Origin of the sequence: Pediococcus sp. AC40, assembly GCF_030252485.1 — a bacterium.
Lineage (GTDB): Bacteria > Bacillota > Bacilli > Lactobacillales > Lactobacillaceae > Pediococcus > Pediococcus acidilactici.
In genome coordinates this window covers 1188153-1205090 of the sequence record NZ_CP127012.1, presented here as the reverse complement: position 1 = coordinate 1205090, position 16938 = coordinate 1188153, and the positions used below count along the sequence as shown (strand labels likewise).

The 16938-nt window shown below is 40.1% G+C and carries 18 protein-coding genes; 15 read left to right on the top strand and 3 right to left on the bottom strand.

Features of this window, described 5'->3' with window-relative positions; genetic code table 11:
• The first annotated feature begins 629 nt into the window (after positions 1-629).
• Both NL111_RS05785 and NL111_RS05780 read left to right on the top strand, forming a co-directional pair.
• Complete coding sequence (locus NL111_RS05785) at positions 630-1739, top strand: lactate oxidase (protein WP_065124176.1); 1110 nt, start codon at positions 630-632, stop codon at positions 1737-1739.
• Positions 1740-2142: 403 nt separating this feature from the next.
• Positions 2143-2781, top strand: a complete 639-nt coding sequence (locus tag NL111_RS05780) for a carbonic anhydrase family protein (RefSeq protein WP_002830380.1) — start codon at positions 2143-2145, stop codon at positions 2779-2781.
• A 167-nt stretch (positions 2782-2948) separates the two neighbouring features.
• Here the strand turns inward: NL111_RS05780 and NL111_RS05775 are convergent, their stop codons facing one another.
• Together NL111_RS05775 and NL111_RS05770 are read right to left on the bottom strand one after the other, a co-directional pair.
• A complete protein-coding gene (locus NL111_RS05775) occupies positions 2949-3215 on the bottom strand; it encodes a SemiSWEET family transporter (RefSeq protein ID WP_002831927.1) in 267 nt (88 codons plus the stop codon).
• A gap of 122 nt (positions 3216-3337) precedes the next feature.
• Positions 3338-3847, bottom strand: coding sequence for an HdeD family acid-resistance protein (locus tag NL111_RS05770; RefSeq protein WP_270515218.1), 510 nt, complete (start codon positions 3845-3847; stop codon positions 3338-3340).
• A gap of 592 nt (positions 3848-4439) precedes the next feature.
• Here NL111_RS05770 and NL111_RS05765 point away from each other — a divergent pair.
• From NL111_RS05765 to rfbB, 6 genes are all read left to right on the top strand, one after another.
• Complete coding sequence (locus NL111_RS05765; RefSeq protein WP_002830377.1) at positions 4440-4817, top strand: KGG domain-containing protein; 378 nt, start codon at positions 4440-4442, stop codon at positions 4815-4817.
• A 211-nt stretch (positions 4818-5028) separates the two neighbouring features.
• Complete coding sequence (locus tag NL111_RS05760; RefSeq protein WP_159207778.1) at positions 5029-5766, top strand: NADPH-dependent oxidoreductase; 738 nt, start codon at positions 5029-5031, stop codon at positions 5764-5766.
• Positions 5767-5993: 227 nt separating this feature from the next.
• Entirely contained in the window at positions 5994-6443 is a 450-nt protein-coding gene (locus NL111_RS05755; protein ID WP_159207779.1) for a GNAT family N-acetyltransferase, read from the top strand.
• A gap of 101 nt (positions 6444-6544) precedes the next feature.
• Positions 6545-7003 (top strand): flavodoxin, encoded by a 459-nt coding sequence (locus tag NL111_RS05750; RefSeq protein WP_270515214.1) that lies wholly within the window; start codon positions 6545-6547, stop codon positions 7001-7003.
• Positions 7004-7168: 165 nt separating this feature from the next.
• Positions 7169-8752 carry a cation:proton antiporter gene (locus NL111_RS05745; RefSeq protein ID WP_285110015.1) on the top strand — a complete coding sequence of 528 codons (1584 nt, stop codon included), beginning with the start codon at positions 7169-7171 and terminating at the stop codon, positions 8750-8752.
• 22 nt (positions 8753-8774) lie between these two features.
• A complete protein-coding gene (rfbB, locus tag NL111_RS05740) occupies positions 8775-9770 on the top strand; it encodes a dTDP-glucose 4,6-dehydratase (RefSeq protein WP_270515210.1) in 996 nt (331 codons plus the stop codon).
• Positions 9771-10001: 231 nt separating this feature from the next.
• Here the strand turns inward: rfbB and NL111_RS05735 are convergent, their stop codons facing one another.
• Positions 10002-11186: an aminotransferase class I/II-fold pyridoxal phosphate-dependent enzyme gene (locus NL111_RS05735; protein WP_270515208.1), complete on the bottom strand. Its 1185-nt coding sequence runs from the start codon at positions 11184-11186 to the stop codon at positions 10002-10004.
• Positions 11187-11720: 534 nt separating this feature from the next.
• Between NL111_RS05735 and NL111_RS05730 the strand changes: the two genes are divergently transcribed.
• The 7 genes from NL111_RS05730 to NL111_RS05700 all read left to right on the top strand — a co-directional run bounded on the left by NL111_RS05730 (position 11721) and on the right by NL111_RS05700 (position 16853).
• A complete protein-coding gene (locus tag NL111_RS05730) occupies positions 11721-11921 on the top strand; it encodes a helix-turn-helix transcriptional regulator (protein WP_270515206.1) in 201 nt (66 codons plus the stop codon).
• The gene (locus tag NL111_RS05725) at positions 11918-12382 is read left to right on the top strand and encodes a DUF6773 family protein (protein ID WP_270515205.1); all 465 of its coding nucleotides are present in this window, start codon (positions 11918-11920) and stop codon (positions 12380-12382) included. Before NL111_RS05730 ends, NL111_RS05725 begins: the two co-directional genes overlap by 4 nt.
• A gap of 285 nt (positions 12383-12667) precedes the next feature.
• Positions 12668-12967, top strand: coding sequence for a hypothetical protein (locus NL111_RS05720; RefSeq protein WP_171030834.1), 300 nt, complete (start codon positions 12668-12670; stop codon positions 12965-12967).
• Positions 12968-13190: 223 nt separating this feature from the next.
• Positions 13191-14489 carry a uracil-xanthine permease family protein gene (locus tag NL111_RS05715; protein ID WP_002830365.1) on the top strand — a complete coding sequence of 433 codons (1299 nt, stop codon included), beginning with the start codon at positions 13191-13193 and terminating at the stop codon, positions 14487-14489.
• A gap of 325 nt (positions 14490-14814) precedes the next feature.
• Positions 14815-15762 carry a 50S ribosomal protein L11 methyltransferase gene (prmA, locus tag NL111_RS05710; protein ID WP_270515203.1) on the top strand — a complete coding sequence of 316 codons (948 nt, stop codon included), beginning with the start codon at positions 14815-14817 and terminating at the stop codon, positions 15760-15762.
• Positions 15763-15771: 9 nt separating this feature from the next.
• On the top strand, positions 15772-16509 hold the full coding sequence (locus NL111_RS05705; RefSeq protein WP_159207784.1) for a 16S rRNA (uracil(1498)-N(3))-methyltransferase: 738 nt from the start codon (positions 15772-15774) through the stop codon (positions 16507-16509).
• Positions 16510-16523: 14 nt separating this feature from the next.
• Entirely contained in the window at positions 16524-16853 is a 330-nt protein-coding gene (locus NL111_RS05700; RefSeq protein ID WP_002830362.1) for a hypothetical protein, read from the top strand.
• Positions 16854-16938: the final 85 nt, after the last annotated feature.

The following is a 16938-nucleotide window of genomic DNA, read 5'->3' as shown; positions in this document are numbered from 1 at the left end:
AATACAAAATAAATCGCAGAATTTATATTAAAGCAAATATAGAAGCATTGCAAGCAACATGCATGGCTAATATATTACGATTGATGACACGATTTACTGATACAAAATAGAAAAAGCCGAATCAAGAAGAATACAAAAAGCACCCATATAGGTGCCCGCTTATTTAAACATGAAGTACTGCTATATTGTTGTGGTGCTATAGTGGTGCGGTAAACACATTAAAGTGTTGATATAACGGCATTTATAAGGAGTTTTCAAATCTTGTACTCTCCTTTATAGGTACCATTAGAGCAATATACGAAAAATAGAAATGTCGATATATCGGCATTTCTATTTTTTTGTCTAAAAAGGAAATTGGTTTGCATAGTAATGAAATTTAATGTCATCGCAATCACACGATTACAGGTGTGATCGTATTACACACGTTTAAGTGCTATGTTATAGGGTTATCACTCCGATTTTTGCCTAAAAAATATGGTTAGGAGATCAATATCAAATTGACACTTGCATTTAACCGTCAATCTACTTACAATAAGTAAGTGAAATGACAACGGCAATGAATTATTAGCGTATTCTTTGTTATGAAGCCATTTTAGAATAGTTAGATTTTTAATCGGGGGGAAGATACCATGACAATGATTAATGGTTATGAACAAAGTGATCGGGAAGAAAAAATAGATATTTTGAATTTGGAATCCTTAGAAAAACGGGCTGAGGAGATAATTCCAGCAGGTGGATTTGGTTACATTGCTGGTGGCTCTGAAGATGAGTGGACCCTTAAACAAAATAGAATGGCGTTTCATCACCGACAAATTGCTCCAAAGGCCTTAAGCGGGATTGAAAAGCCAGAGCTAAACACTGAAATTTTTGGAATTCCTTTAAATACTCCGGTAATGATGGCTCCAGCTGCTGCCCAGGGGCTAGCACATTCTCAAGGAGAAAAGGATACTGCGCGCGGGCTTGCAGCCGTTGGTGGACTAATGGCGCAAAGTACCTATTCATCAGTATCTATTGCCGAAACTGCTGCCGCTGGCGGAGACGCTCCCCAATTTTTCCAGCTGTACATGAGCAAGGATTGGAATTTTAACGAGAGTCTGTTAGATGAAGCAAAAAAGGCTAACGTTAAGGCAATTATTTTGACGGTTGACGCCACCGTGGACGGATATCGGGAAGCTGACATAAAAAATAAATTCACGTTCCCTTTGCCAATGGCGAACTTAATTAAGTTTTCTGAAGGAAACGGTCAGGGAAAAGGAATTGAAGAGATATATGCTTCTGCCGCGCAAAACATTCGGCCGGAAGATGTTAAGCGAATTGCTGATTATACGAATTTACCGGTAATCGTTAAGGGAATTCAAACTCCTGAAGATGCCATTCGAGCAATCGATGCTGGAGCTGCCGGAATTTACGTATCCAACCATGGAGGCCGCCAATTAAATGGGGGGCCCGCTTCTTTTGACGTCCTAGAAGACATTGCTACCGCGGTTAATAAACAAGTACCAATTATCTTTGATAGCGGCGTGCGCCGAGGTTCAGACGTGTTTAAAGCTTTGGCCAGCGGAGCAGATTTAGTTGCTTTAGGCCGTCCAGTAATTTACGGATTAGCTTTAGGCGGAGCTAAGGGAGTGCAGTCGGTATTCGAACACCTAAACCACGAATTGGAGATTGTTATGCAACTAGCAGGCACGAAGACAATTGAAGACGTTAAAAATAATAGTTTGTTGAATATCAAATATTAGACTGTAAAATTTCCCATTTCAGGCTTAATAATCAGAAAAATATGTAATTAGTAAATCAGCTTACTGAGTGCGTGTTCAACGATTTTACCGCATCTTTTCGCTAAGATGAAGAATTAGTATTTTAATTTTCATGATCGGCGAACTTGATGATCTGGTAGCCTGGCTAAGTGACTAAGAGGTTGATAATGCAACGCAACGCTAACGAGTGCAGTAATTTTTGAACAGCTCAATATCAAGAAATATCTCAGCCGATTTGGTGATTTTAACCAAATCGGCTTTTTGGTTGTTTGTAGTCGATTATTACAATTGATAGCATTAAGCTAAATTAAAAGTGGGGGAGCAATTCTGCCTTTTAATTACCAAAAAATAGCGCCGTGCAATTGATTTGAAGAAGGGATTAACGATGCGAAAATTAAATTATAATCACCAAGACCAGTGGGAAAAAGAAGACCGGATGACACAATCACCAATCTTGATTGAAAAAGCCGAGCTAGAAGGCAAACAAAACCAAGTAATTAGTAGAACCAAACCGTACGTCGCTACGGAGGTACATAACAACCTTAATAACCTGTCTTTGACGGCTAATGGGGAAATTAAGTCTGACCGACGTCGCTTTCAATTAATGGAGGTCCATTTTCACCATCCGGCAGAACATCGTTTTGAAGGTGAAGCCGAGCCACGAGTTTTAGAAGCGCACTTTGTCCATTATGGTAGCTTGGAACAACCGCTGGTGGTTAGCGTTACATTTAAAATAGGTCCTAAAAATGAAATTTTCGAGAAGATATTAGATGCTATGGAGGACGGAGCGGTGACCCAGCCGTTAATTTTAGAGGAATTAATCCCCCAAGACGGAAATTTTTATCGGTACATCGGTTCCCTGACGACCCCTCCGTTGACCGAGGGGGTGGAATGGTTGGTATTTGAAAATGCGCTAACGATTGACTTGCAACAACTCAACAGATATACCTCCGTATTTGCCGCTCCTAATAATCGAGCGTTACAAAATTTGAATGGTCGGAGCATCGAGAAGTACGAACTTTAAGAAAGCCCCAGAAGCTAGTTTATCGATTACTAAGTACTTACGTTAACTTTATCGCCAATAATTGTTAAGCGGATCATTCAAAACGGAATGAGATAATCATAAAAAAGTGACTAATACCACCACTGGGGATTAGTCACTTTTTATTTAACCGATAAAATATTTAAGAATTAATGCAATGCTGTATAGAACGTAAAGAATCCAAGAAAGATCCCCGGGACGTTGGCTACAATAATTGGCCAGTCGCGCTCAGCCTTGAAATAACCGTATATTGTCCAAACGGTGCAGTTAATCCCAGCAACTAGCGGTTGGATAGGATTCCCGTAATCACCATGCATATTGGAGATTATTTGGGGGATGTATGAAACGTACATCAATACGGAGAGTACGGAAGCCATCCGGCCAATAATTCGAATAACCTTAGTTTCTTCTTGCAAGAAATCATCTCCTAAAACAACTTAGCTTTTAGAGTCATCAATTTTTGGACTTATTCCCGCACACAGAATCGAACTGTGTCCGGTCACCAGAGCGGGAAAGGCGGTTTAATTTAAATAGCAAATTAAATCGAATGAATAAGCGCACCAATCCCAGTAATCATAAAGAATAATCCTACTAGGTAATAGATTGATAGGATTGAAAAGGCTGGATAAATTAATAAAAGAACGCCCAAAATAATACCAATTACGGATAAAATAACGTCAACCATAAAATACTTTTCGTTAACTAATTTAATAACGTTAGAGAGCCACAATGATATTATCGAATCCATCAAAAACATAATTGCAAACGAAATTGCGACAAACAAAATCCCAAATTTTCCGTTAAACAACATTAAAATCCCGATAATAATATCAATAACCGCATTAAAAACCACCCATCCAGAGTTTTCTAAAGCATTTCTAAGGACGGTTAATTTGTAAATCCCGGACAAAATCGCGGTAATTGCCGCAATAACGACTACCGCACTAAAGGTTGCTAGTGGATTTCTTAAAGAAATAACCGCAACGAAAATGCTTAAGATTCCGACGACAAACATGAATGGATCAAATCTGTCTAATAACTTATTCATGTAAAATTCCTCCCAATAATGTACAGCTTTTATAGACGTCAGATTGTTGGTCATCGAGTAGATAAGGATATAAAAATTACTACCAGAATAAACTTTATATCGGATCCATTACCTTTTAGACTGATGGTTCTTGATTTAATTTTAACCGTATTATACAAGCAAATAATAAATAAAAAAAGAAAAGTTAACTGATTTTGATTAATTATTTCTTATGTTACCAATATAAAAAAGCCCACAAATGCGGACTTGTCTAGTAAATTTAAAATTTTATATGTGCACACGCCGGCCATGTATCGGACTGACGTGATAAATTAATAGGCAAAATATATTAAGCAAATAAAATGATAGCTAATTATGTAAAATATAGGTAGAATGCCCCAATTTTTAACGAACGATCCCAAATTCATTCAATTAAAATGGGTGTAGCTTGTCCAAAAATACTGGTATCTCAACTGGTTTAGCAACCTGTAAGAAACTATCATTTTCCTAACTATTTTTTTCTGAGCATCTGCAAGCGTTAAATTTGTAATCGCTTTAAAAAGCATTTAACATAACACTCGTAGAAAAAAACTAACTCAAGGAGGAATGAAACATGGCTAAAGAAGAAGAAAAGATGACTCGGGAAGAAGCAGGCAAGAAGGGCGGAGAAGCAACCGCTAAATCACACGACAAGGATTTCTACCAAGACATTGGTAAAAAGGGTGGCGAAGCAACTGCAGACTCGCATGACAAGGATTTCTACCAAGACATTGGTGAAAAAGGCGGGGAAGCAACTTCCGAAACTCACGACAAGGATTTCTACCAAGACATCGGCGAAAAGGGCGGAGAAGCAACTTCAGAAGCTCATGATGAAGAATTCTACCAAAAAAATGGAAAAAAAGGCGGAGAAGCAACTTCCAAATCCCATGGCAAGGACTTTTACCAAGAAATTGGTAAAAAAGGTGGAAGAGCTAACTCCGACGACGATTAATTATAACCTTGCATTTAGTATAAAACATTTTTAAAAAAATACAAGTTTTTTTCTACAATCCAGACCTGATGATTAAGAGTAGTCACGAACACTTTTAATCATCAGGTTTTTTGTGTCTTATAAGATTGGGTATATTTTTTTGAAAGGGTAGTGCTATAATGGATTGTTGTTTTTTATTGACAAATAGTAAGCATGGATTGAGGGAAAGCTATTGGAAGACGTAATTGAATTAATGAAAAAACATACCTCTGTAAGAAATTTTGCGGACACATCACTTACGGATGAGGTTAAGGAACAACTGATAATTGCTGCGCATGCGGGTGCTTCGTCGAACTTTGTACAAGCTACCTCGATTATTGACGTGACGGATCCGTCCATCCGGGGACAGCTTGCTGAAATTTCAAAGAGTGCTGCCTACGTAAAGCAAAGCGGAGCCTTTTTTGTGTTCGTGGCAGATCTGTATCGGCAATCCCAAATCTTGCAACAACAGGGTCTAGACTTAGCCGGAATTAAAAACATGGAGGCGCTAACGGTAGCGATAGTGGATACCGCCATTGCGGGGGAAAATCTGGCAGTTGCCGCAGAGTCTTTAGACTTAGGAATCTGCTATATTGGCGGAATTCGCAACGATTTAACAACCGTACGCGATTTGCTAAACCTTCCTAAATTTACGGTGCCGTTATTTGGGATAACAGTTGGAAAACCTACGCGTAAAAATGCAGTTAAGCCCCGGATGCCGCTGCATAATAATACTTTCAAAAATGGTTACGATCGGCAAGCGGCGCAAGATTTGAGTGAATACCAAAAAATTACGCAAGCTTATTATGCGAAACGGTCTTCGCATGCCCAAGAGACCGACTGGATACGGAAAATGACCGATTTTTTTGCTGAACCACGACGCGAAGAGATGGCATCTTTCTTATTGGAACAAGGGTTTACGTTAGAATGAAAAATATTTAATCCAACTGGTTGGACTTAGAGATTTTATCTAAATTTAATTGCGGTTGGATTTTTTTATGTGTTAATGAGTTTGGTCTTGAGGAGAGAGATTAAAATTATATACCGAAAGGTTTCGTTTGCTAAAAGATCCTACAAAATTTGTTAAAATTCTGGTAGTAGATATAAAAAGAGTATACTGGACTTGAATAATAAAAACATGCGGAAGGGGGGAACTCAATGGCAGACGATTTAACGTTATCAATCAAAACAACGGCGGAAATGGCCGCCACCGAATTATGGGAAGTTTTTCAAGAACGAGTCAAAGTTTTTGTCGTGGAACAAAATTGCCCGTATCAAGAAGTTGACGAGAAAGACCAGAACGCGCGCCATGTAATGATCAAAAGAAACGGTCGGCTGGTGGCATATGCTCGAATTGTTCCGCATGACGATCCAAATTATATTAGTTTTGGCCGAGTACTTGTGGTTAAAGAGTTTCGGGGGCAGCATTTAGCACAACGTTTGGTTCAAGCAACCTTGGATGAAATTAAACGAGTGGCAGGCATTCGACCGGTTAAAATTGCTGCGCAAAGCTACTTACAAAATTTTTATGCGCAATTTGGCTTTAAACCCGTTTCAGATGTCTATTTAGAAGATAACATCCCGCACCTAGACATGGTTTTGGAATGATCAAAAGTTTGTAAAGTGTTTTACAAAAGTACGCCGCAAAGTACCTAAAAAGCGTTATAGTATAGGTGTGAAATGCTAAACAAAGAAAGGATGGTTTTTAAATGGCTAAGAAAGTTTTGATTGCAACGTATTCACGGACAGGCACGACTGCCAAAGTAGCGAAAGCACTGTACGAATTGCTTCCAGATGCGGATCGGTTCACCATTGAAGTGGCTCCTGGGATCTTTAGTGAGGAAATGACGGAAGTTTCAGAGCAGGCAACTAAGCAAACGGAAACCGGAAATTTCCCGCCACTTTCGAAAACGATTTCAAATGTGATTTTGTATGATTTAATCTTGGTAGGTAGTCCAGTTTGGAATGGAGCCCCAGCAACCCCCATCCATTCTTTCCTAACGGATTTACAAGGCTATCAAGGAGTGGTAGCGCCATTCTACACGTTCGGCGGTGATCCGGGGATTTTTGAAAAGACCTTCAAAGAATGGGCTGGAGATTTGCAAGTGAAAGCTGGACATGGTGGCGAAAAAGACTTAGCTGCATGGGTTGATGAACTAGTGAAATAACCGGATTATAAAAAGGGAACTTTCAGAAAAATGCGAAAGCTCCCTTATTTATGTAATTAAGGACTTAAAATAGTATGCAATAAAATACGCGTTGTACATGGATTATACTTTATATCATATGGTATACTATTCCCCCGGTTAATCAATTTTAAATGGGAGTTAGTCATGAATATTTTGATTTCAACCTTTATGATTCTAGTAGTAGTGGGAGTGAGTAATGTGCTTGCCCGATATATTCCTAAGGTATCGGGCAACTATGTTAACTTGTTAGCTGGAATTTTGACCGGTATCTTACCAGTAACTAACCAATTAATTGCACCATTTAATGGTGAAATATTCATGGTTTTGATCTTAGCGCCGTTGTTATTTTTTGAAGGGCAGTTAACGCCATTATTGAGAATTAAAAAGAAGTTAGGTAGTATTTTGGGAACGGCCGTTTTATTAGCAACGGTTACTATGATAATTTTAACGTGGTTATTGCACGTGACTTTGTCTATTGCAGCGCCGTTAGCCTTAGCAATTGCAGCAATTATTACACCAACTGATGCTACCGCGTTTGATTCGGTAATCGAAGGGCGTAAAATCCGTCGCGTCATCCGCGATACCTTAAAAACGGAATCATTATTTAATGATGCCACCGGGATTGTTTTACTGCAGGCAGCAATGCTTTGGTTACAAAAGGGACAATTGGTAATTGGTCAAAACTTATTAGATTTTTTTAAAATGATGATTGGCGGCGTACTGGTTGGATCAATTACTGCCATAATACTGATGACGATTCGTGAATACTTCATGCGTTCAAGTAATAACGTTCGTTCTTCGCAGACTCTAATTTATTTGCTTTCTCCTTTTGCAATTTATTTTTTTGCAGAGCGACTAGGAATGTCAGGAGTGATTGCAGTAATTGTTTCCGGTTTGATTCATAATGGCGAAGTCAATCGTAGCCGCTTTTCGGATCCACGGCAAGTGCATTTTGGATTACAGATAGTAACTTTTGCAAATCGTATTTTAAATAGTTTTGTTTTCGTCGTTTTGGGGATTGTTCTAGTTCGTATATTACAAGATAACTATTCGATGATGACTAAGTCGTTTGAATGGTTGATGGTTGGTATTTTAGTATACGTAATCCTGTTAGTTTGTCGATACTGTTATGGAAGGCTATTTGTTGGCGATCAACAGCGCCAGACAGCATTACTGTTTGCCTTAGGCGGAGTTCATGGAACAGTTACGTTAGCCATGACTTTTTCAATTAGTGAGATGTTAACACCGGCTACCTTTAATTTTGTGGTAATGGTAGAAACGGTTGCGATTATTCTTAGTATGGCGGTGTCCACCGTCATCTTCAAAATATTATTGCCCCAAGATTTTGATGAACAAATTCGGCAACAGCAATTGGCATTTCTACGAGAGGGAATGGTTAAGGCCGGAATTAAAAAACTGAAGTCGATAGATTTAGAAGAAGCGGTCAGAGATAATGCAATGTATGATATACGAGACCAAATTCAAGCTAATACTTTGGGAGACTTTTTTAAAAAATGGCGTGAAATCAACACTGAAAAAAGAGTTTTAACTAACCTGCAAAGTGTTGCACGTCGTCGAGCGTTGATGTATGCATTTGATGCGGAACGTGCTTACTTATATGATTTAGCTAAGCGACACGTAGTTAATAGTGACGTTGTTTATGAAATTTATAGCGAAATTTTATTGTCGGAATCCTTGGTGTTAGATCCACAAAATCAAATGGTTTAAACTTGGAGGCTGGAAGCAAAAAATGAGAATTTTAGTTACCGGGGGCGCAGGCTTTATTGGCGCCAATTTCATGAATATGTGGGTGTCCCGCCGCCCCAAATTTGAATTTTTGAATTTAGATAAGCTAACTTACGCGGCTAATCTAGATAACCTTACCGTTTCTCAAGAAAGCAATTACCACTTTTGCCGGGGCGACATTGCCGACCGGTCGCAAGTTCGCCAAATCTTCCAGGATTTTCGTCCAGAAGTGGTAATTAATTTTGCCGCCGAGTCGCACGTGGACCAGAGCATTGCCGATCCAGCAAAGTTTATCACCACCAACGTTAATGGTACGTTTAACCTCATTGAAGAGTTTAAAGAATTGTGGGCAGAGGATTACACCCACAAACGGTTTCACCAAGTAAGTACGGACGAAGTTTATGGTTTCTTAGGGGCCACGGGGAGCTTTACTGAAGCGAGCCCTTATCAACCAAGTAGTCCGTATTCGGCTTCTAAGGCAAGTGCGGATCTGTTAGTTCAGTCCTACGGGAGAACTTTTGGGGTGCCCATTTCAATTACGAACGCTAGTAATAATTTTGGACCTTACCAACATCCGGAAAAATTGATTCCAAAGGTTATTTTTAACGCACTCCGTGGGGAACCAATCCCCTTATATGGAACCGGGGAGAACGTGCGCGATTGGCTCTACGTCAGTGATCATTGTGAAGCAATTTGGCAGGTGGTTTTTCAAGCAAAACCGGGTGCACATTTTAACGTAGGTGCTGATCATCCGTTGAGCAACCAACAACTAGTGGGAGAATTGTTAGCTATTTTAGCTGAAATGACGGGCAAACCAGTCGAACAGTATACGCAGCTAGTACAGCACGTTAAGGATCGTCCCGGGCATGATTTTCGGTACGCAATTGACGCCAGCCTACTCGAACAACAATTAGGATGGCAGCCACAAACGGAGTTTCCCGCAGGATTACGAGCGACGGTTGATTTTTATTTACAGCAATATCAAAAAGGTAAGCTTTAAAACCATAATTAAAGGCAGGGGAACTGTCCCAAAATTGGATGGTTTGAGCATTAACTAAAAAGGCGACCATTATGCCTGGATTTGGCATAACGGTCGCCTTTTGGCTGAGCGGGAACATACTAACTTTTGGCGTACGTTTGCTTCTATTCGAGCAACGCACCAAAATGGTTTTTTCAAAAAATTTTATCTTTAAAAAGGATTTTTTGGTGTTTTCTCAGTCCTGGTTTTTAACTATGCTCGTTTAGCTTTAAGGAATTTTTCAATCCGCGCAATTGCGTTAGTTAGATCGTCCATACTTGCTGCATAGCTAAAGCGAACGTAGCCTTCACCACCAGGACCAAAGCTAGAACCCGGGATAACGGCGACTTTAGCTTCCTTAGCAAGTTGCATACTGAATTTGAAGTCATCTTGTTCTAAGTCACCCGGAATTTTAGCCATCAGGTAGAAGGTACCTTGCGGCTTGCTGCATTCAATCCCCAACTTAACGAGGGCATCATGCAGATAATCGCGCCGTTTTTTGTATTCTACGCGCATCGGTTCGCTATCGTTGAGCCCGTTTTGGAAAGCCTCCAAGGCCGCGTATTGGGCAACCGTCGTAATGCTGGTAACCGACAGCTCGTGAATTTTTTCAATTTGCTCAACTAATGGAGCTGGTCCGGCAATGATGCCTACTCGCCAGCCAGTCATTGCATGTGACTTAGAAAGGCCGTTGAGCACAATCGTTTGATCTGGTAATAGATGAGAAATCGAGTAGTGTTTTTGATCAAAAATCAAGTCGCTATAGATTTCATCACTAATTACGAAAATATCATACTTTTGCAGAATATCTGCTAAAGCGGACAATTGTTCTTTAGTGTAAGTCATCCCCGTTGGATTAGAAGGGAAGTTGAGAATAATTGCCTTAGCACGCGGATGCGCTTGTAGAGTACTTTCCAATTGTTCAGGGCTAAGTAGGAAATTATTTTCAGCCGTATTCATGTAGACGATTTTTCCCTGGTTAGTTTTAACGATTGGGAAGTACAATGGAAAAATTGGCGTTGGTATTAAAACTTCGTCACCTTCGCTAACGATGGACGTTAGGGTGGCGTACATTCCACCGGTAACCCCAGCCGTAATAACGAGTTCATTTTCTGGGTCATAATCTTGACCGTATTTTTGTTTTAAGTATTGGGCTGCCGCTTGACGAACTTTGGGGTCCCCAGCGGTGGCGGTGTAATGGCTCTTGTTATCCCGAATGGCTTGAACGCCAGCCTCTTTGACGTGTTCGGGGGTATTGAAGTCGGGTTCTCCAAGGGTTAGCTTAATTACTCCTGGAATTTTAGAAATTTCTTCATTGTATTTAAAAACTTGCGCCATTTGAGTATTCTTTACAGATGGTTTGATGCGTTCTAATAGTGCGTTAACTTTATCACTCATGTGCAGTCCTCCTCGTATTAAAATGGTTAATTTTTACTAGCCGGATTGTCGCTGACTTACTGTCCAATCCTCAGATCAACGTTAATCTTGAATAGGACGCCCCCCTTTGGTAGTTAGAGATGAAAAACGAATGGCCATACCAAAGCTCAAAATTAAAGGGCTGGACTTAGCTCATGGTTTCTCAATCTCCCTCTAATGGTTTATGATAACACTAAATGGAATTAGCCGAATAGGTAATCAATAAAATTAAGTTACCAGAATGTGGGAAAGTTGAAAACGGTTAATGTGACATTTTTGAAACAAATTATTGAAAATCCCTAGTTTTTCTGCCATTTTGGGGCTATACTAGCAACTTGGAAGGCTTAAGCCTCCATATATTAACTCTGATATCCCATCCAATAACTGGACATTTACGGATGTCCAACCGGCCGCTATCCAACCGATAGTGGTTTTTTTATTATTGGCCATTGAAAACGGTTTCTGCGTAATGTATAATTTGCATCAAGCAATATATATTACAAAAGGTGGTGGGTTATGAAAAATCAGCGTTTAAAAATTGCTCGTTTAGAAAAAGACCTTAGCCAAGCCGAACTGGCCAACTTGATTGGGGTAACTCGACAAACCATTGGCTTGATTGAAGCAGGCAACTATAACCCGACGCTCAGATTATGTGTAGCAATTTGTCAAGCTTTAGACAAGACATTGGATGATTTATTTTGGGAGGACCCATCATGAGAAAAAAAGTTGTTGATGAACGAGTTAAACGAATCCGTAACCAAATTGCTTACGAAGCTTTAACAATCTTACTGACGCTGTTGGCGATTGCAATTGCCTTACAAATGACAATTTTTAAGATGCCCTGGTCGGCTTACGTGGTAGAGGCCTTTGGATTAGTACTAGCAGGTGGTTACGTAGTGGTCCGGATGCTGTTTAACGGCATTAGAATTTTTGATGGGCGTTATGAAAAAAGTTTCCTACTATTGTTTACGCTGGGATTGACTGGTTTAAATGCCTATCAGAACTACCACCGCTACCAGCGTTTCTACCAGGGAAGTCGAATTGGTTACTTTATTGCGGCGACCGGAATCCTTTTTATTAGCAGTTTAATTTTGGGACTTTGGGTAATGGAGCTACTAAAGAAACTTGATTTATGGAATCAACGACGTATTGAACGACGTTTTGATAAAGATGAATAAGTTTTTAGATATCAAGCTGCTTTGATGATAGTTATGGTAACCCCAAGTGTTTATTTATGATGACTAATATAGTGTTATTAATTTGCTCGTGAAGGAAAATGTCAAGCAGCCGAACTGTTTTAGAAAAATTAGTAAATAAAATAGAGTTAAAAAACTATATTTAGCGGGATTAAATCAATAAATTTATTAGAAATGGCGTATTTTACTTTTAGACTGGAATAGGATAGAATTAGTAATCATAATCAGCGGAAACTAGAAAATAAAAAAAGGGTGAGGTGGTCAACAATTTTAAAGAAAATCAAACAATTTTTACGGAGTAACCAGTTACAATATAGCAAGAAATATATTCGCCCAATGATGACACCTGAAAGCGTGTACGTTTTTAAATTTGGTAAGGAAGAACTTAATAATCGGGTAATTATTAAGTATACCCATACTTGGACAGGGCGGATTAAAATTAATGAAATTGATTTGCGGTTACATGGACAACAAAGTCCACGGATTTTTCACCGGGAAAATGAACTGCTTGCTTATTTGAAGAAACATTTGACGGAGCAAGACGGGGTCAAGGATATCAAACGCTAATCGAATTACAGTAAAACGAGAATTTTTTAAATAAACTATTGACGGGGTTATCGAATGTGCGTATGATTATTCCTTAAAGAAACCTTAATTTGGTCCCGTGAGGCCAAAAGGCTAATTGCTCGTTGAATACTCCGACTAATTCGGGGAAAACCATCAAAAAGCCTCTTGGATCACAGCTGGATCCAAGAGGCTTTTTGCATTAAGAAAGGGAGTAGTGCAAGTTATGTCAAAGCAAAAACAAGGACAGTACCGCAATCCGGAAGCAATTTTGGATATTAATGAATGCCCTACGTTTCCGCATTTAGTCGGACTATCGATTCAACATATGTTTGCAATGTTTGGTTCTACAGTACTAGTACCGATTTTGGTAGGCTTAAATCCTGGAATCGCACTTTTTAGTTCTGGAGTAGGTACATTACTGTATATTCTGATTACCAAGGCTAAGATTCCTGCTTACATGGGTTCAAGTTTCACCTTCATTGTACCGATGATGGCGCTCATGAAAACTACGGGATATGAGGGGATTGCCCAAGGAACAATTTCTGTCGGAGTGGTGTATCTGATCGTGGCCTTGATCATCAGCCAGCTAGGTTCGGACTGGTTGGACCGAATTTTACCTCCGGTAGTGGTGGGACCAATCATCATGGTAATTGGATTATCTTTGGCGGGAACGGCCGCAAAAGATGCCACCATGCGTACGGTGGGTAGTCAAAGTGTTTATGACCTTAAGTATTTTGCAATTGCGTTAATTACCCTATTAATTACGATCGTTTTCAATATGTACTTAAAGGGATTCGTTAGTTTGATTCCCATTTTGCTAGGTTTGATTACCGGATACATCGTAGCGTTGTTTCTCGGGGTGGTTGATTTATCGGGAGTGACGCACGCACATTGGCTAATCGCTCCAAGTTTTGAAATTCCTTTTGTAAGCTATCATCTACACTTGAGCTGGGGAGCAATTCTGAGTATGATGCCACTAGCCTTCGTTACGATGACCGAACACACGGGGCACATCATGGTTTTAAATACCTTGACACACCGAAACTTCTTCAAGGAACCTGGACTGCACCGGACTCTGTCAGGGGACGGGGTTGCCTCCATCGTGGCAGGATTCATTGGCGGCCCTCCAGTAACCAGCTACGGAGAAAACATCGGGGTGTTAGCCGTTACCAAAGTACATAGCGTTTACGTGTTAATGGGCGCGGCAGTCAGTGCGATTATTTTCAGCTTTATTGGAAAGTTGAGCGCTTTGATTGAAAGTATTCCGAGTCCAGTCATTGGCGGAATTAGTTTCCTATTATTTGGAACGATTGCGGCTAATGGATTACGGATTTTGATTGATGAACACGTTGATTTTAATCAGAAACGCAATTTAATGATTGCTGCTTCGATTTTAGTAATCGGGATTGGTAATGCCAGCTTGAACTTAGGGGATCTAAGCTTTTCGGGATTAGCAGTAGCAACGGTTCTCGGAATAATTTTAAATTTAGTACTTCCCCAAAAGGCGTTAAGTGAAAGATAAATATCAGCTTGAATAATTAAGTGGTTAGTCAGAAGGAATGCTTTTCAAGAATTGAAGTTCTTGGAAGGCATTTTTATTTACCGTCTATAAGAAAGATTTGCTAGCAGACAGTTTGTTCGGAGCTAACTTGAAAACGACGGTAGGACTCAAATTTTGTTTGACCGCCATCTTGATAGTGGTGTCACCAGCTCCCCGGGTTTAGTTTAAATTCCTCTTTTATAACTGCAGACTTTTTGATGGGGAAAATTAGCTTTACGTTTCGAAAATTTTAGTCAAATGCGGTATTATAGTATCTAACATGAGATAACATAGGAGCTGATCAGGTTTGAAATGGACCGAGGTAAACGTAAAAACTACTAACGAGGCCGTTGAAGCAGTAAGCAGTATTTTTGACGGGCTTGATGCTGTAGGAGTAAAAATTGAAGATGCCTTAGATTTTAAGAACTACCAGGCTTCTTATCCGAGTGAACTATATGAATTAAAAGACATTCCCCACATTACGGAAGGGGCAATTGTTTCGGCGTACTATCCGGAATCTACGGACGTTAGCAAGGTGGTTGGCCAGTTAAAGGCAAAGCTTAACGAATTACCCAGCTTTGGGTTGGACGTTGGCCCGGCTAGCGTAACCACCGTGGATGTTCAAGACGATGATTGGGCTACCGCTTGGAAAAAATATTACCATCCGGTGCGGATTACCCGTTACCTAACGGTTAAACCGAGTTGGAGTGATTACCAAGCAAGTCAACCGGATGAAAAGGTGATTAGTTTGGATCCGGGACGGGCTTTTGGAACGGGAACCCATCCGACGACCCGGCTATGTTTACAAGCAATGGAAATGATCATGCGTGGAAACGAAACTGTTTACGATGTGGGAACTGGTTCCGGCGTGTTGAGCATTGCGGCTAAATTATTGGGCGCAGCTAAAGTGGAAGCTTTTGATGTCGATGATGATGCAATTGCCGCTGCTCAAGAAAATTTTGACTTGAATCCAATCGCTAAGTCAATTGCGGCGCGGCCTAACGACCTCCTCGAGGGAATTAAGCAACCCGTAGACCTCATCGTAGCAAATATTTTGTCTGACGTACTAGTGCCAATGATTCCTCAAGCCAAGTCGCTGTTGAATAAAAATGGCTGGTTAGTTATGTCGGGAATTATTGATGACAAGCTTCCATTGATTCAAAAGACGTTGGCGGCAAATGACTTTAAGGTTAACCAAGTGCTAACTTACGGGGAATGGCGCGGAGTAATTGCGTCACACCAACTTGAAGAGTAGGAGGCTGCTATGCAAAGGTATTTTATTAACGAAGCATTAGCTCTCCAAGATGAATTCACACTTTCTAAGGCGGATTCGCACCATTTATTGAAGGTAATGCGGGCACAGATTGGTGAAAAAATCGAAGTAGTGGGTAGTGATCAAAGGGTTTGGCTAAGTCAGTTGCTTGATAATGCAGCGCTTGCGAGCTTAAAGGCGGTACAAGAGATCACTAAATCTGTGGAATTGCCGGTAGAAGTTACAATTGCCTGTGGTATTTCTAAAGGGGATAAAAACGAGCAAATTATTAAGCGGGGCACGGAAATGGGTGCAAGTCATTTTCAATTTTTCACAGCACGTTATTCAGTTGCCCGCTGGAATGAAAAGAAAATTGACCGCAAATTGCAACGCTTTGAGGAAATTGCTAAGGCTGCTGCCGAACAGTCCCACCGGCAAATGATTCCAACGGTGGAAATTATTTCCTTTGCGGACTTGGTTAACTCACCAGTGCAGCATCGGATGGTGGCTTATGAGGAATCTGCGAAAGAAGGAGAGTTTGCTAATTTTAAGCGGGTTTTATCAAATACGGCTAGCGGGGATGCGCTCCTAGCAGTATTTGGCCCAGAAGGCGGACTGGCTCCTGAAGAAATCAAGTCGTTTAACGACGCTAATTTTACACTTGCCGGCCTCGGACCCCGGATTTTACGGGCCGAGAGCGCACCAATGTATGTGTTATCGGCAATTTCATATCAATTTGAACTGCAATAGTGAGGGGAAGAATTATGAAAAAAATCGCTAATTTGGAGATTTCAGCCCACTGGCGTTACGTTTTATTTGCGTTTTTAATTGGAATTGTTTTGCCAATTGTGCTGAAATTATGTCATACTCCATCGGTAATGATTGTTTTGTGGCTGCTAATCGTGTTTAACTCTTTAGCAAGCTACACGTTTGGTAACCTGATTAAGTCGAATGGTTTGCACTTTATGTTTTTATTTTTATTTCCGGTATTATACTTAATCGGGGCAATAATAATCTTGCCGCATTACGCAAATTACTTTGCTATCGTATATTTCTGTATTGAAATATTATCCTATAACTTATCGAATAGCTAAACATTGCAATTTGTTTATAATAAACGTATACTTTATTCAATAAGACCGAAGCACGTTGTCACTCGATACCGTGCTTTTATTGTAT

What these genes read in the sequence shown, in the direction of transcription:
- NL111_RS05785 (WP_065124176.1), top strand. Translation starts at nt 630, where the DNA reads ATGACAATGATTAATGGTTATGAACAAAGTGATCGGGAAGAAAAAATA.
- NL111_RS05780 (WP_002830380.1), top strand. Translation starts at nt 2,143, where the DNA reads ATGCGAAAATTAAATTATAATCACCAAGACCAGTGGGAAAAAGAAGAC.
- NL111_RS05770 (WP_270515218.1), bottom strand. Translation starts at nt 3,847, where the DNA reads ATGAATAAGTTATTAGACAGATTTGATCCATTCATGTTTGTCGTCGGA.
- NL111_RS05765 (WP_002830377.1), top strand. Translation starts at nt 4,440, where the DNA reads ATGGCTAAAGAAGAAGAAAAGATGACTCGGGAAGAAGCAGGCAAGAAG.
- NL111_RS05755 (WP_159207779.1), top strand. Translation starts at nt 5,994, where the DNA reads ATGGCAGACGATTTAACGTTATCAATCAAAACAACGGCGGAAATGGCC.
- NL111_RS05750 (WP_270515214.1), top strand. Translation starts at nt 6,545, where the DNA reads ATGGCTAAGAAAGTTTTGATTGCAACGTATTCACGGACAGGCACGACT.
- NL111_RS05745 (WP_285110015.1), top strand. Translation starts at nt 7,169, where the DNA reads ATGAATATTTTGATTTCAACCTTTATGATTCTAGTAGTAGTGGGAGTG.
- rfbB (WP_270515210.1), top strand. Translation starts at nt 8,775, where the DNA reads ATGAGAATTTTAGTTACCGGGGGCGCAGGCTTTATTGGCGCCAATTTC.
- NL111_RS05735 (WP_270515208.1), bottom strand. Translation starts at nt 11,186, where the DNA reads ATGAGTGATAAAGTTAACGCACTATTAGAACGCATCAAACCATCTGTA.
- NL111_RS05730 (WP_270515206.1), top strand. Translation starts at nt 11,721, where the DNA reads ATGAAAAATCAGCGTTTAAAAATTGCTCGTTTAGAAAAAGACCTTAGC.
- NL111_RS05725 (WP_270515205.1), top strand. Translation starts at nt 11,918, where the DNA reads ATGAGAAAAAAAGTTGTTGATGAACGAGTTAAACGAATCCGTAACCAA.
- NL111_RS05715 (WP_002830365.1), top strand. Translation starts at nt 13,191, where the DNA reads ATGTCAAAGCAAAAACAAGGACAGTACCGCAATCCGGAAGCAATTTTG.
- NL111_RS05705 (WP_159207784.1), top strand. Translation starts at nt 15,772, where the DNA reads ATGCAAAGGTATTTTATTAACGAAGCATTAGCTCTCCAAGATGAATTC.
- NL111_RS05700 (WP_002830362.1), top strand. Translation starts at nt 16,524, where the DNA reads ATGAAAAAAATCGCTAATTTGGAGATTTCAGCCCACTGGCGTTACGTT.